Here is a 14,414-nt window from a genome sequence, read left to right on the forward strand (position 1 = left end):
CACTTTAGCGCTGTTTACTCAATAAACTTACGCATCACTCTTGTATGCATAATTGTAGTAACCATAGGTGTAGTAACTAGACGCTGTTTTCTCTACTGCGTTGAGAATAACGCCCTTAGTTTCAACACCGGCTTGTTCTAGTCGGTCGCTGGCCACTTCGAGTTCTTTCGTTGATGTTAAGGCGAATCGGGATACCATTAATGTAGTACCACTGTGGCGACCGACGATTGCTGCATCTGTTACAGCAAGTACTGGTGGTGTATCGATTAGAACGATGTCGTAGTTTTCACTCGCCCATTCAATTAACTCGGTAAATCTTGCATGCATCAATAGCTCTGATGGATTTGGTGGTGTTTTACCTTTAGAGATAAAATCTAGATTATCAAGCACAGAAGTATGAAGCGCTTCTTTAACGCTTTTGCTACCTACTAAGATTTCAGACAGACCCAAATTATGAGGAAGCTTTGCACTAGCACCAATATGCCCTTTACGCATATCCGCATCGATAATGAGTGCTTTTTGTCCACTACTTGCGATAACTGCTGCAAAGTTAGTTGAAACAAAAGACTTACCAATATCCGGCGATGGACCCGTAATCATAATAACGTTGTTTTTCGCTTCCATCATAGCGAAATGAAGGCTCGTACGAAGTGAACGTAATGCTTCAATAGCTAGATCTGCTGGGTTAATCTCCGTTAACAGAGCATCCTGAACAGGTATTGCCTTTTTCGCTTTCTTTAACTTTTGTATCTGCTTGTTTAATTTCTCTTGTTGCTCTGATCTAGGAATCGTCGCATATACAGACAAGCCAATTTCTTCGATTTGGTCAGGGCTTTCAACACCACGATGGAATGCCGCGCGAAGAAGCACAAATGCCACACTCAACATACCGCCTAATAGCGTTGCCAAAACAGCAATCAGCGGTTTTTTAGGTTTTACTGCTATACCATTAGACTCTGCTTTATCCAAGATACGAACGTTACCTACAGTACTTGCTTTAACAATCGCCAGTTCTTGTGATTTGTTTAGAAGTTGAACGTAAATTTCTTGGTTCACTTGAACATCACGCGTTAGACGTAACACCTCACGTTGAGTTTTAGGAAGCTTTTTGATTTGACCTTCTAATCTGCGCTTTTGCGCTAGTAACGTTTTACGTTTTTCCAATACTGCAATATAAGCAGGATGCTGTTTAGTAAAGCGCTGAGCAAGTTCACTTTCTTTAAAAGTTAATTCATTGAGTTGAGACTCTAACTCAACCATTACTTTCAACGTAGATTGTGCTTCTAGACCTAAATCAACAGACTCATTGTCTTGACGGTATTGATTTAGAGCATCCTCATTGATTGTGAGTTGGTCTTTTATCTCAGGAAGCTTATCTTTCAGGAAGTCCAAGCTGTTTTCTGCTTCAGCCGCATTTCTATCAACATTCTGCAAAAAGTAATTAGTTGCAACGTCATTGAGTAAGTCAATGTTTTGGCTAGCGTCTGGACCTTCAAACCCGAAGGAAAGAATACCTGATTGCTTGCCTCGTTCAGAAACGGTAAGGCCTGCAGAAAGCCAGTTAATAGCGCTTAATTTAGAACGCTTTGCAAGATTAAATTCTTGGTCCTGCGGTCCATCTAAGTAAGATACGAAAATAGAGAATGGCGTTTGTTCATTATTGATAGACTCATCTGATGATTTAGCTAACTCACCAACTTTACCCTTCAGTACCAACGTATCATTGAGATCGAATAGTGAGTACTCACCCGTTTGCGGGTTATTCAGCGTAAGTGTATAACCGCCAGCTTCTGCGTAGTCAGGAATGTCAAAACGCTCTACTTTAATATGCGCTTCATTTCCTAAGCGTGTTGCAAGCCCTTTACCAATAACAGGAAGATAATTTGGCTGTGCAACAGTCGTTAAATTGAACTTATCAACCGTCTTACCCAATACCATACGAGATTTAATAATCTCGATTTCAGTTGCCGCATTAGACTCTTGTGCAAACATGTCGCTTAAGCCTTCACTTAACACCGGCATGCCACTATTTTTTTGCTCCACCTGCACTAAAGCATCGGCTTTGTAGATTGGTGTCGCCAATAACGCATACGTCACACCTAGAGCAGCAAAGACAAAAGTAGTAAAGATGATGATCCATTTACCATCAAGTAATAGACCTAGCAATTTACCTAAGTCTATTACGTCTGGTTGTGGTGGCTGTTGAGAGCGCTGTGAACGAGTATTTTGGGTCATATAATTTAATGGTTCTGGGATTTATTAATAGGGGTCAGCTATCAGCTATCAGCTATCAGCTATCAGCTACAAGTTTTAAGATTGAAGCTAGCAACTAGCAACTAGCAACTAGCAACTAGCAACTAGCAACTAGCAATTACAATTTTTTTAGAGGCGCTTGAGCCATTCTTTGGCTGATTTATCAATCAACTCATATACATGTTCAAACGCTTCAAAGCTTTGTTTATATGGATCTGGGATTTCTTTGTTTAACCAGTGTCCATACAACATCGTTTTACCGCGTGCAGCTGGGGCAAGTTTAGTAATAGCATCAATATGCCCTTTTTCCATAACAAGAATAAGGTCATTATCAGCAATCATTTTAGTTGTTATTTGGCGAGCTGCATGCTCAGTTAAGTCTACATCATGTAATGCTGACACTTTGACCGAGTTCTCATCTGCCGGCTTATCGACAAGCGCACCTAAACCAGCGGAAGTTATTGTCTTGGCAGGTAATGCTTGCTTTAAAATTTCTTCGCCAATTGGACTGCGACATATATTACCAATGCAGACCACTAAGATATTATTAAACATTGTATCACTTCGCTACGTTGGCAAATTACCAGTTACGGACTCGGTTAACGAACTCACTACCATCATTCAATGCAGTAATCGTCGGCAACAATTGACGAACAACACGGTTATATTGTTCGATTGGTGCAGCGGTGACATAAACAACATCGTATGCTTCTAGCTCAAACTCAGTGCCTGTCACTAGGGCAGTCGCATCACTAATATCTAACTGATAAACATTAGCGACGATATGTTCTGGTCTTGGTTGCTTGCCTTGTTTTGCCAGTTCTTGCTTCTCAGCTTCAAGCTCTTTTCTTTCGTCTTCACTCAGTGATTGGTCTCGAACCTGTGCTAAATATTCTTCGTGTTGCTTATCGCGCTGGCCACTACGGAAAACGAACACACCCGTCGCATTAGCTGCTAATTCATTGATGCCACCGACTTCACTCAATGCTTCAGTAAGGGTCATGCCTGAACGATCAATCTTCAACTGTGTTGGATTATTGACTTCACCTAGCACAAATACTTTTTGTGCATCATTTCGAGGAACATGGATAATATCCCCTTTTTGCAACAAGCGGTTTTCGGTCAAATCACCATTTTGCATTAAATCATGCAAAGACAGTGTCTCCGCCTTACCATCACGCGTAAGGGTAACGTTACGCCAGTCTGCATCCGAGGTTAGGCCACCAGCTTGATTGATAGCATCTAAGAAAGTAAGGGGCACGTTAGTAAGCGGCTGATAGCCTGGCTGGCGAATCTCACCCGTTACATACGCTTTTTGGGAACGGAAACCAGCAATGTTAACGTCAACCTGTGGGCTCTCAATGTAACGAGCTAAGCGGTGGGAGATTTCTTTACGTACTTCTGTAACCGTTCTATCCGCAACTTTTACAAACCCAATGTATGGATAGAAAATTGTTCCATCAGCATGCACCCAGTGACCCGCATCTTGCGCACTACGGTAAGAACCCGCAGGAATCGTTAGTTCAGGATGATCCCATATAGTGATATTAAGAATATCACCAGGACCAATGACGTACTCATAGTTTGCAATCTCTGCATCAAGAGCAGGGTTACTACGAGAATGAGCCTCTACATTAAAATCGGCAGCAAAACGGCTAACAAACGATGGCGATAAAGGATAAACGTTAACCACGTTGACTGGTGTTTCAGCTAATTCTTGTTCAGACATTTGAGATTCGTCTGGAGAGGTGTTGTAAATTTGCTTATCACCAAGATCAACCGTTGACCCCGGCATAGTACAACCCGATATGGCAAGCATTGTTGCTAACGGCAACACCGTTTTAAAATGAAGTTTCATAAGAAGGAGTATAAGTTCTTTTTGAGTGAGCGGTATTCTACACGATTTGCGCAATTTGGATACGCTACCGCCCAGAGGATTATTCGAAATTCCACGATTCGATGTTGTTTAGATTTGAGGTTAACCCCCACTAATTATGCACCCAATGCAAAAGATTGCATTTGGGCGGGGATTTAACACTCTTAAGCGATGCAAATCCTTGATCCGCATCACATTTAAATTCGTATTGATGAGCTTTATGGTACCTTGTACCTTTAATTCATTCAACTAATTCATAACGCTTATCTGTAAGTTTTAGCTATAAACAAAATGCTAAAAAATCGATAACAGAGCCCACATTAAAAACTAACAACAAATGATAGCCAAATATGATTTCCAATTCATATTCCATCTGATGGACGTGGCGTAAAATGACAGATTATTTTTACAACTTAATGAATAGCATCGCTGAATAATACTTTCGAGGTAGAACAATAACTCTAAAAACATCAATATATCAAATTATTTTGTAAAATATCAAAAAAATATAAGCCTAATGATGCATAAGGTTTAATTTAGATCAAATTGATATTTTCAAACATCATCATTATGTAACAAATTGAAATTAATACTAAATATGTTTTGCTCATCATTAGTTGTGGCTAATTTGTATATGGCAGGTAGTAAGCTTGATTTGATTGGGACTGTTCTGGTTTTCGAGACGATATTTAACAACAATCGTCTTGAGAAGAAGTATCATTTCGTCTAAATGGCGGAAATTGATAACAATATTCCTGTTGTGGCGCATCAGCGGCATTTGATGATGACAAGTGACGATTGGCTGAAGAGATCCTCGATAGGAGCACTCGAGGATGACGTTTTTTATTCCAGGGGGAGTGATTCAGTAAAAAGTACTTCAGTTTTGGATGAGCTAACTATACCTAACGACAAAGCAACTCCACTAAGTCGTCGTCTCCGAGGGTTTTTATCGGAGACCTTTTCAACTGAAGAACGATTAGATCCTCGATAAGAGCGCTCGAGGATGACGTCTTTTATTCCAGGGTGTGTGATTCACTAAAAAGGGCTTTAGTCTCGAATGCACACAAATATATCCAAGAACAAACAACTCCACCAAGTCGTCGTCTCCGAATTTTTTTATCGGAGATCTTTTCTACTGATGAACGATTAGATCCTCGATAAGAGCGCTCGAGGATGACGTCTTTTTTATTCCGGGGGAGTTATTCAGTAAAAAGTACTTGAGTTTCGGATGAGCCAAATATACCCAAGGACAAAGCCCCCGACCAAGTCGTCGTCTCCGAGTTTTTTTATCGGAGACCTTTTCTACTGATGAACAATTAGATCCTTGATAAAAGCACTCGAGGATGACGTCTTTTTAGTGATATCTCTAATTTCCCTATACTTTATCGCTGCAAACCTATCCTTTAAAACCTTTAGTTATAACTATTGTCTTTTTATGCTTTGAGCATAAACATAAACAATCCACTACCACCACCCAGGTTAAACTATTGATATTTATAGCTTAATTTTCAATTCAGCCATAAGAAACCTTCTCTTAGTCCTTACTCGCCTATCTTAGACTGTTTGATTATGAGTCAAATGCTCTGTTTGTTGTTAGTTTTCTAGCACACCGAAACAATAGGGATAGAACTTTCGACTATGGATACAGCCAGACTTACTCACTTAAAGGCTCTAGAAGCTGAATCAATTCAAATCTTCCGTGAAGTGACCGCTGAGTTTGAGAACCCAGTAATGCTTTACTCTATCGGTAAAGACTCTTCGGTATTATTACATTTAGCTCGAAAAGCTTTCTACCCAGCGAAAGTTCCGTTTCCCCTTCTGCACGTCGACACGAACTGGAAATTCAAGCAAATGATTGAGTTTCGAGATGAACTGGCAGACAAATATGAACTCGATCTTATCGTCCACAAAAACCAACGCGGTTTAGACATGGACATCAGCCCTTTTACTCACGGTAGCGCTAAGCATACCGACATCATGAAAACTGAATCCTTAAAACAAGCACTGGATGAACACGGTTTCGATGCCGCCTTCGGTGGTGCACGCCGAGATGAAGAAAAGTCACGCGCTAAAGAGCGTGTCTATTCATTCCGCGACCAAAACCATCGTTGGGATCCAAAGAATCAACGCCCAGAACTTTGGCAAGTTTATAACGCCCGAGTCGACAAAGGTGAAAGTATCCGTGTCTTCCCGCTATCAAACTGGACTGAGCTTGATATCTGGCAATACATCTATCTAGAAAACATCGACATGGTGCCTCTGTACTTTGCTAAAGAACGTCCTGTCGTTGAACGCGATGGCACCTTAATTATGGTTGATGATGAACGTATGCCTCTTGAGCCAGGTGAAACCCCAGAAATGAAGAAGGTTCGTTTTAGAACTTTAGGTTGTTATCCGCTGACGGGGGCTATTGAATCGCAGGCCGAGACTTTGCCTGAGATTATTCAGGAAATGCTTTTAACTGCCACTTCTGAAAGACAAGGACGAGTAATTGATAATGATTCTTCTGGGTCGATGGAGAAGAAGAAGATGGAGGGGTATTTTTAGCGGAAGCTACAAAGTGAGAGCTACGAGTTTTTAGCTGCAAGCTACGAGATAAGAAGTAAAGACTAAAAACTAGAAGCTAGAAGCTAGAAGCTAGAAGCTAGAAGCTAGAAAATTTAATCATTTTTTCAAACCTTGCAACTTCTTCATTTAGCCAAGCTTTGTGAGTGTAGGCGGTGAAGATGAATTTTGAAAAATTGGCTGTATGGAAGCGATCTGTCAGGTTATCGGCGGATATTTACATGGAAACAAAGTGCCTTAAAGACTTTGGATTTCGTGACCAGTTAACACGTTCTGGTTTATCTGTACCTAGCAATATTGCTGAGGGTATGACTCGTTCTAGCCCCAGAGAAAAGATTCGGTTTTTAGATATTAGTCGCTCGTCTCTTGCTGAGGCAAAAACGCAGATAATAATAGGCTACAAAATCAATTATCTATCAAAACACAAAGTTGAAGTTTGGCTACAAGAAACCGACGAATTGTCCGCGATGATTACAGGACTGATGAATAAGCTAAATGCTACTAACTAGAAGCTTGAAGCTAACAGCTAGTAGCTATAAAGGGAGTTAGAATGAACACAATTTCAAATTTGCTTTCAGTCGATGTGGAAGCGTATCTAAAGCAACACGAAAACAAAGATCTGCTGCGTTTTATCACTTGTGGCAGTGTGGACGATGGTAAATCAACCTTGATTGGTCGTTTGCTGTATGACAATCAAATGATTTTTGAAGATCAGCTTTTGGCCATTCAAAAAGACTCAAAGAAGTACAACACTACAGATCAAGAGTTTGACTTAGCGTTGCTCGTTGATGGATTGCAGTCTGAACGAGAGCAAGGTATTACTATCGACGTTGCTTATCGCTATTTCACTACTGACCAACGCAAATTCATTATTGCAGATACTCCAGGGCATGAGCAGTACACTCGCAACATGGCAACGGGTGCTTCAACGTCTGATCTCGCTATCATTTTGATTGATGCGCGACACGGCGTCCAAACCCAAACTCGTCGCCACTCCTTTATCTGTTCTTTGCTTGGCATTAAGCACGCCATTATCGCCGTCAATAAGATGGATACCGTGGACTTTAGCCAGCAGCGTTATCAATCTATCAAGAAAGAGTATCGCGAATTTGCCAAGGAATTGAATTTCGAAAGCATTCAATTTGTTCCTGTGTCTGCCTTGCACGGCGATAATGTGGTATTTCCGAGCAAAAATATGAGTTGGTACCCTGGCTCTACGTTAATGCGTTTACTTAACTCGGCTAAAACTAATAAAACAAAAGAAGAAGGCGAATTTAGATTCCCGGTTCAATATGTTAACCGCCCTAATTTAGATTTTCGTGGCTTTTGTGGCACGGTTGTATCAGGAGAGATTCGTGTTGGTGATCGCATTCAGGTATTGCCATCAGGCAAAGAGAGTAAAGTTAAATCGATAGTAACATTCGATGGCGACTTAACCTCTTCATATGCAGGACAAGCGGTTACGCTCACTTTGGAAGATGAAGTCGATATTAGCCGTGGTGACATTTTAGTGCGCCCCGATCAACAGCCACATTATTCCAATGCCGTTTCATCGAATGTCGTGTGGATGAATGAAGATGCTTTGCAACTCAACCGTGAATACCTGATAAAAGTCGGCACTAAAACAGTGACCGGACAGGTTTCTAAGATTGAGCACCGCGTCGATGTTAACAGCATGCAAAAGCTAGAGGCTAATCAGTTAAACCTAAACGAGATCGGTCTGTGTCACCTCAATCTTAATGAAAAAGTAGTGTTTGACGCCTATGACAGCAATCGTATTACCGGCGCGTTCATCATCATCGATCGACTGACTAATGCTACTGTCGGTGCAGGTATGATTGAAGGCGCTCTAGAGAGTAAGCGTCAATCTGGTCATGAATATTCTGAATTTGAGCTTGAGCTAAATCAGTTGGTTCGCAAGCATTTCCCACATTGGGATGCTAAAGACTTGCTTAGCAAGGGCTAAACAATGGGCATTAGCTTGCAAAGTGGAATTGTATTGGTGGTATTCATTACCACCATCATTGCACTCATTCGCTTTCAGAAACATCCAGCGCGTGTGTTTGGGCTAGCGCTGCTGGTACTTTTCTCTTTGGATCTCGTCTCTAGCGAACAAGTGATTAACGCAGGTTCTAACCAGGGCTTGCTCACTCTGATATTGCTAATGCTGTGCTCTATTGCTCTCGAAAAGACGCGCGTACTGAGGATTATGGCGCAGTACGTTATCCGCCCGAGTTACGGTACAACCTTTGCTCGATTATTTGGCTTTACTGTCGTGTTCTCTGCATTTCTAAACAATACGGCTGTTGTATCTAGCTTATTGTCCCCAATACGCAATAACCCACATCACAGTGCGACCAAGCTACTTTTACCGTTATCTTACGCGGCAATATTGGGGGGCACACTCACGCTTATCGGCACCTCCACTAACCTGATAGTGAACAGCCTTCTTATTGATACTGACCTGCCGCCGTTGGCATTTTTTGATTTTACAGCGGTTGGACTATGCGTCGTGGTGGCATGTGGCCTGGTTTTAACTCTGTTATTGAGATTTCTGCCTAGTTCCGAAACCAATACGCCTGTCAGCGACAGTTACTTTATTGAAGCCAGTGTTTCAGCTGGCTCCACGCTAATTGGTAAAGATATAAACCAGAACGGCTTGCGTCATATGGAGTCATTGTTTCTTATTGAAATGGAGCGTGACGGAAACATAATCAGCCCTGTATCCCCTAGCGAAATACTGCAAAAAAACGACCGACTCTTTTTCAACGGTGATGTATCGAAGGTATCTCAGCTCAAGCATTACAATGGACTTGAAATATTCGCTGATAAAGAGGGCTTAGCGTCGCACAGTTTTGTTGAAGCTATATTGCTACCACAAAGTCGCTTAGTTAATCGCTCACTCAAAGAGTGCAATTTCAGACAAACCTTCAACGCTGGTGTTGTCGCCATAAAGCGCAATGGCGTACGCTTATCTGGTAAGTTGGGAGAAGTAAAACTTAAAGCTGGGGACTACTTAGTTTTGACCGCAGGTGAGCCGCCTTCACTGGCACCAAGCTTTCAAAAACACTTTATATTACTCAGTGATATCGCAGTCGAAAATAAGATTCAGGGGATTGGTGAAAAAGCGACGTTGCTTGGATTTGTCGTTGCTCTTTTCGCTGCTTCATTAGGTTTGGTGTCACTGTTCAAGGCAATGCTACTGTTATTTGGCGTATTACTATGCTTTGGCGTACTTAATATAAACGATGTAACTCAACGTTTTCCCTATCACATATGGCTTATCATCACCTCTGCCATTGTGATGTCCTTTGCAATTCAAAATAGTGGATTATTCGAACACTTAGAGTATTTGCTAACACAGAACAACCTTACATTAAGCCCACATTTGGCTTTGGTGTTTGTATTTTTATCTACATTATTACTGACCGAGCTGGTCACCAACAATGCAGCGGCTGCTGTCACATTCCCGATCGCTTACTCTCTTGCTCTGAGTCTAGACGCGAACCCTATTGCATTTGTGATGGCTGTCGCTTTCGGCGCGAGCGCGAGTTTTATTAGCCCATATGGTTATCAAACGAACTTGATGGTGTTTAATGCTGGGCAGTACAAGTTGTCAGATTTTGTAAAAATTGGCGCTCCGATCAGTGTGATTTATAGTTTTACTGCGATATTTGCGATTGAGCACTTTTTTGGGTTGTAGGAGAATTGAGAGCTATCAGCTAAAAAGTATCGTCATTCTCGCGAAAGTGGGAATCTAATTGGTAGCTAAGCACAAAGATCCCCGATAAAAGCGCTCGGGGATGACAAGAAACCATACTGGGAACACTAAAGATATTTAGCGTAACCCTAGACGTCATTCTCGCGACGGTGGGAATCTAATTGGTAGCTATGCACAAAGATCCCCGATTAAAGCGATTGGGGATGACAAGAAACAATACTGGGAAGACTAAAGACATTTAGCGTAACCCTAGACGTCATTTCCACGAAGGCGGGAATCTAATCGGTAGCTATGCACAAAGATCCCCGACAAGAGCACTCGGGGATGACGAAAAACAACACAGGGAAGACTAAAGGCAATAGCCTCACTCTAACCGTCATTCCCGCGAAGGCGGGAATCTAATCGGTAGCTAGGTGCAGAGATCCCCGATAAGAGCACTCGGGGATGACAAGAAACAATACAGGGAAGACTAAAGACAATAGCGCCACTCTAACCGTCATTCCCGCGCAGGCGGGAATCTAATCGGTAGCTAGGTACAAAGATCCCCGATTAAAGCGATTGGGGATGACAGAAAACAATACTGGGAACACTAAAGACATTTAGCGTCACCCTAACCGTCATTCCCGCGAAGGCGGGAATCTAATCGGTAGCTAGGTGCAGAGATCCCCGATAAGAGCACTCGGGGATGACAAGAAACAATACAGGGAAGACTAAAGACAATAGCGCCACTCTAACCGTCATTCCCGCGCAGGCGGGAATCTAATTGGTAGTTATGTACAAAGATCCCCGATAAAAGCGCTTGGGGATGACAGGAAACAATACAGGGAACACTAAAGACATTTAGCGTCACCCTAACCGTCATTTCCACGAAGGCGGGAATCTAATCGGTAGCTAGGTACAAAGATCCCCGATACAAGCACTCGGGAATGACGGTAAAAATACATTATCAAAGGCACTTCTAACACATAAGGAAATACAAAAAACATGGGAAACCAAAACATAGTATGGCATCTGGCATCGGTTACCCCAGAGCAGCGCCAGCAACTAAAGGGGCATAAGCCTGCAGTATTATGGTTCACTGGGCTTAGTGGGTCGGGGAAATCAACCATAGCCAATGCCGTTGAATTGAAATTGAATCAACTCTCTATACACAGCTATTTACTAGATGGTGACAATGTACGTCATGGCCTTAACCGTGACTTGGGGTTTTCAGACCAAGATCGAGTTGAAAATATTCGACGTATTGGTGAAGTGGCTAAGTTGTTCGTTGACTCAGGTAGTTTAGTGCTAACGGCTTTCATCTCCCCTTTTATCGCAGATCGAGAACAGGTTCGCGCGCTTTTACCTAAAGATGAGTTCATTGAAGTGTTCGTCGATACTCCAATCGAAACATGCGAGTTGCGCGATCCAAAAGGTCTGTATAAAAAAGCTCGCAAAGGCGAGATAGAGCATTTTACTGGCCTAACATCAGACTATGAAGCTCCGCAGTCAGCGGAAATCCATTTAAAAACGGATCAAAATTCAATTGAAGAAAGTGCCGAGCAAGTTGTTCAATACCTAAGAGATAACGGCTATGTCTAAACAACCTACGCATTATGACGTGTTTAACGGGGATGCTGACGGAATTTGTTCTCTGTTGCAACTTCGACTAAATACCCCAAAAAACTCGACACTCATTACTGGAGTAAAGCGAGATATTCAGCTAATACAACAAGTTGACGAACAGCAAGATGTTACTTCAGCAACGGTGTTAGATATCTCTATGAAGACAAACCAATCAGCCTTGCAATCTTTATTAGATAGAGAAGTGGACGTATTCTACTGCGACCATCATAGAACTGGGAACGTCCCAATCTCACCCTATTTAAAATCTCTTTTAGATGCCTCGTCAGACGTTTGCACGAGCCTACTCATAAACCTGTACCTCAATAACTATTACTATTTATGGGCCTGTGTTGGTGCCTTTGGTGACAATTTATCAGAACAAGCTACTGATTTAGCTTTGGAACACAGCGTGGCCAGTGAAGACATTGATTTTCTCAAACAACTAGGGACACTGATCAACTACAACGCTTACGGTAGTTCGATAGAAGATCTTCATTTCCATCCTAAAGCTTTATTTGAGTCGCTATTAAAATACCCAAACCCACTGCTCCTCAGAAACAAAAACAATGGTGTGTTTGATCAGCTAAAAGCAGGGTTTGATAACGACTGGAGTCATGTTAAATCTATTCCAGCAACCTACTCTTCTCAAAATATCGAAGTATATCAACTTCCCAACGAGGCATGGGCAAGGCGTATAAGTGGCACATACGGAAACTGGCTCGCCAATGAGCATCCGAACAAGGCCTTTGCTGTTTTAACGGCAAATTCTTCTGATGAGTCTTATACCGTTAGCGTTAGAAGCCCACTAACGAATAGAGAAGGTGCAGACGATGTTTGCTCACAGTTTGCAACGGGTGGCGGTAGGAAAGCCGCAGCTGGGATTAATGCGTTGCCTGAAAAAATGATTGACCTGTTTATTGAAAAGATGGAAGAACAGTTTGGCTATTAAAAAACACATACGTTACAAATGACATTACATTCCTTTTCTAAACAGAACGATTTTAATCGTCTTCAATAGAATATAGATATCGAGGTTGATATTTAAGTTTTTAATGTAGTAAAGGTCGAAACCTAGCTTCTTTGAAGTTGCTTCATTGGAGTCAGTGTAACCTTGTTCTATCTGAGCCCATCCTGTAATACCTGGTTTTATAGTATGACGATAACTATAAAATGGGATACTGTCCTGAAATGTTTTAGCCAACCCTGGTTGCTCCGGTCTCGGACCGATAAGCGCCATTTCTCCTTTGAGTACATTAAACAATTGAGGAACTTCGTCCAGGCGGCTTTTTCTTAAAAAATGCCCCAATGTATCTACTCTGTGTAACTCACTAGTAGCAAATGACTCGTCAGTCTCTTCATCGGAAGACATAGTCCGAAATTTATACATAGTAAAAGTTTTACCTCGATAGCCTATGCGCTTCTGCTTGTATAAAATAGGTTCTTCAGGGCTGTTAAACTTAATCACAAAAGCTGTCACTGCTGCAAGAAATAGTGAAATGGGAGCAGCCACAATCACAAATAATGACTCTAATACATACTTAACCTTAATATAGGTAGGGCTTGGGCTAAAAAGAGTGATACTTATAGGGTTAAGATTCTCCGTATTAACCTGTTTAGAGAGTCGCTCTATCAACAAGTCTGCATGGTAAATAGGAATATCATGTAAGCTGCATTCTGCTAGTAATCTAGAATCATTCTGATTAAGCGGTTGATGGAAGTCAGATACAACACCCAACTTAATATCATTAACTTGTGTAGCATCTGTTGTATCTATCAATTTAATACTTGAAAACGGGGCAAATCGTAATGAGTCAACCGTACTAAATCTATAAAGGATTAACTCCATATTCTTAGTCTGAAAGAATCTAAAGATGATAAACCAAGCAAACGTAAACCCAAAACCCGTAAGTAACACCGGCCTTGAGTAATCAATACGCATAAATGCAATAGCGGCAATATGAACACAATAACAACCGAGTAACACTGCGATCACTGGGTATCTCTTGCGTTTCAGTATTGACGGTATCGGCGGAGGAATCAGCAACAAGCTAATGTAAAAGCAGGCCACCACACCAATAGAACTATTGGTAATACTGATTTGTGGCTCGGCGTACACTATCCCGCCCCAAACCTGAACGACTACGATAACGATAGCAATGGCTAAGCCATGCATTAGTGATATTTTGCTAAAGCGCATCTTCCTTGATTAACTTTTAACATCTGATAGTAAGAGTGTAATGAGCTAATCTAGTGTTTGACAGCTTTTTTGTTGCATCAAAGTCACAAATGTATTGGTTCGTAGTTGGATTTCGATTTAATTATCAAATTAACATTAATTCGTCATTTCACCTCATTGCCGAGCTTGTTAAGATGAGAGGACTGTTACTGAGTTTT

10 protein-coding genes are annotated in these 14,414 nt (G+C 41.6%); 6 read left to right on the plus strand and 4 right to left on the minus strand.

The genetic code is table 11. The annotated features are described in order from the left end of the window. Window positions 1-27: 27 nt before the first annotated feature. The 3 genes from OCU48_RS17665 to OCU48_RS17675 form a co-directional block, all read right to left on the minus strand. A complete protein-coding gene (locus tag OCU48_RS17665; RefSeq protein WP_141346811.1) occupies window positions 28-2,235 on the minus strand; it encodes a polysaccharide biosynthesis tyrosine autokinase in 2,208 nt (735 codons plus the stop codon). 147 nt (window positions 2,236-2,382) lie between these two features. Further along, complete coding sequence (locus OCU48_RS17670; protein ID WP_141346812.1) at window positions 2,383-2,808, minus strand: arsenate reductase/protein-tyrosine-phosphatase family protein; 426 nt, start codon at window positions 2,806-2,808, stop codon at window positions 2,383-2,385. A 25-nt stretch (window positions 2,809-2,833) separates the two neighbouring features. After that, a complete protein-coding gene (locus tag OCU48_RS17675) occupies window positions 2,834-4,111 on the minus strand; it encodes a polysaccharide export protein (RefSeq protein WP_141346813.1) in 1,278 nt (425 codons plus the stop codon). 1,656 nt (window positions 4,112-5,767) lie between these two features. On the opposite strand from OCU48_RS17675, the gene cysD reads away from it, so the two are divergent. The 6 genes from cysD to OCU48_RS17705 all read left to right on the plus strand — a co-directional run bounded on the left by cysD (window position 5,768) and on the right by OCU48_RS17705 (window position 12,969). Next, window positions 5,768-6,676 (plus strand): sulfate adenylyltransferase subunit CysD, encoded by a 909-nt coding sequence (gene cysD, locus OCU48_RS17680; RefSeq protein WP_141346814.1) that lies wholly within the window; start codon window positions 5,768-5,770, stop codon window positions 6,674-6,676. Window positions 6,677-6,855: 179 nt separating this feature from the next. Beyond that, window positions 6,856-7,203: a four helix bundle protein gene (locus OCU48_RS17685; protein WP_141346815.1), complete on the plus strand. Its 348-nt coding sequence runs from the start codon at window positions 6,856-6,858 to the stop codon at window positions 7,201-7,203. Between the two features lie 41 nt (window positions 7,204-7,244). Beyond that, complete coding sequence (cysN, locus tag OCU48_RS17690; RefSeq protein WP_141346816.1) at window positions 7,245-8,660, plus strand: sulfate adenylyltransferase subunit CysN; 1,416 nt, start codon at window positions 7,245-7,247, stop codon at window positions 8,658-8,660. A 3-nt stretch (window positions 8,661-8,663) separates the two neighbouring features. After that, on the plus strand, window positions 8,664-10,397 hold the full coding sequence (locus OCU48_RS17695; protein WP_141346817.1) for an SLC13 family permease: 1,734 nt from the start codon (window positions 8,664-8,666) through the stop codon (window positions 10,395-10,397). A 1,002-nt stretch (window positions 10,398-11,399) separates the two neighbouring features. After that, window positions 11,400-11,996 carry an adenylyl-sulfate kinase gene (cysC, locus tag OCU48_RS17700; RefSeq protein ID WP_141347226.1) on the plus strand — a complete coding sequence of 199 codons (597 nt, stop codon included), beginning with the start codon at window positions 11,400-11,402 and terminating at the stop codon, window positions 11,994-11,996. Continuing rightward, complete coding sequence (locus tag OCU48_RS17705; RefSeq protein WP_141347227.1) at window positions 11,989-12,969, plus strand: DHH family phosphoesterase; 981 nt, start codon at window positions 11,989-11,991, stop codon at window positions 12,967-12,969. The genes cysC and OCU48_RS17705 overlap by 8 nt, the downstream gene beginning before the upstream one ends. A 24-nt stretch (window positions 12,970-12,993) precedes the next feature. Here the strand turns inward: OCU48_RS17705 and OCU48_RS17710 are convergent, their stop codons facing one another. Continuing rightward, on the minus strand, window positions 12,994-14,217 hold the full coding sequence (locus OCU48_RS17710) for a sugar transferase (protein WP_141347228.1): 1,224 nt from the start codon (window positions 14,215-14,217) through the stop codon (window positions 12,994-12,996). Window positions 14,218-14,414: the final 197 nt, after the last annotated feature.

Origin of the sequence: Vibrio inusitatus, from assembly GCA_024346935.1 — a bacterium.
Lineage (GTDB): Bacteria > Pseudomonadota > Gammaproteobacteria > Enterobacterales > Vibrionaceae > Vibrio > Vibrio inusitatus.

Coding starts and splice junctions, on each gene's coding strand:
- OCU48_RS17685 (WP_141346815.1), top strand. CDS start 6,856: ATGAATTTTGAAAAATTGGCTGTATGGAAGCGATCTGTCAGGTTATCG.
- OCU48_RS17665 (WP_141346811.1), bottom strand. CDS start 2,235: ATGACCCAAAATACTCGTTCACAGCGCTCTCAACAGCCACCACAACCA.
- cysD (WP_141346814.1), top strand. CDS start 5,768: ATGGATACAGCCAGACTTACTCACTTAAAGGCTCTAGAAGCTGAATCA.
- OCU48_RS17675 (WP_141346813.1), bottom strand. CDS start 4,111: ATGAAACTTCATTTTAAAACGGTGTTGCCGTTAGCAACAATGCTTGCC.
- OCU48_RS17705 (WP_141347227.1), top strand. CDS start 11,989: ATGTCTAAACAACCTACGCATTATGACGTGTTTAACGGGGATGCTGAC.
- cysN (WP_141346816.1), top strand. CDS start 7,245: ATGAACACAATTTCAAATTTGCTTTCAGTCGATGTGGAAGCGTATCTA.
- OCU48_RS17695 (WP_141346817.1), top strand. CDS start 8,664: ATGGGCATTAGCTTGCAAAGTGGAATTGTATTGGTGGTATTCATTACC.
- cysC (WP_141347226.1), top strand. CDS start 11,400: ATGGGAAACCAAAACATAGTATGGCATCTGGCATCGGTTACCCCAGAG.
- OCU48_RS17710 (WP_141347228.1), bottom strand. CDS start 14,217: ATGCGCTTTAGCAAAATATCACTAATGCATGGCTTAGCCATTGCTATC.
- OCU48_RS17670 (WP_141346812.1), bottom strand. CDS start 2,808: ATGTTTAATAATATCTTAGTGGTCTGCATTGGTAATATATGTCGCAGT.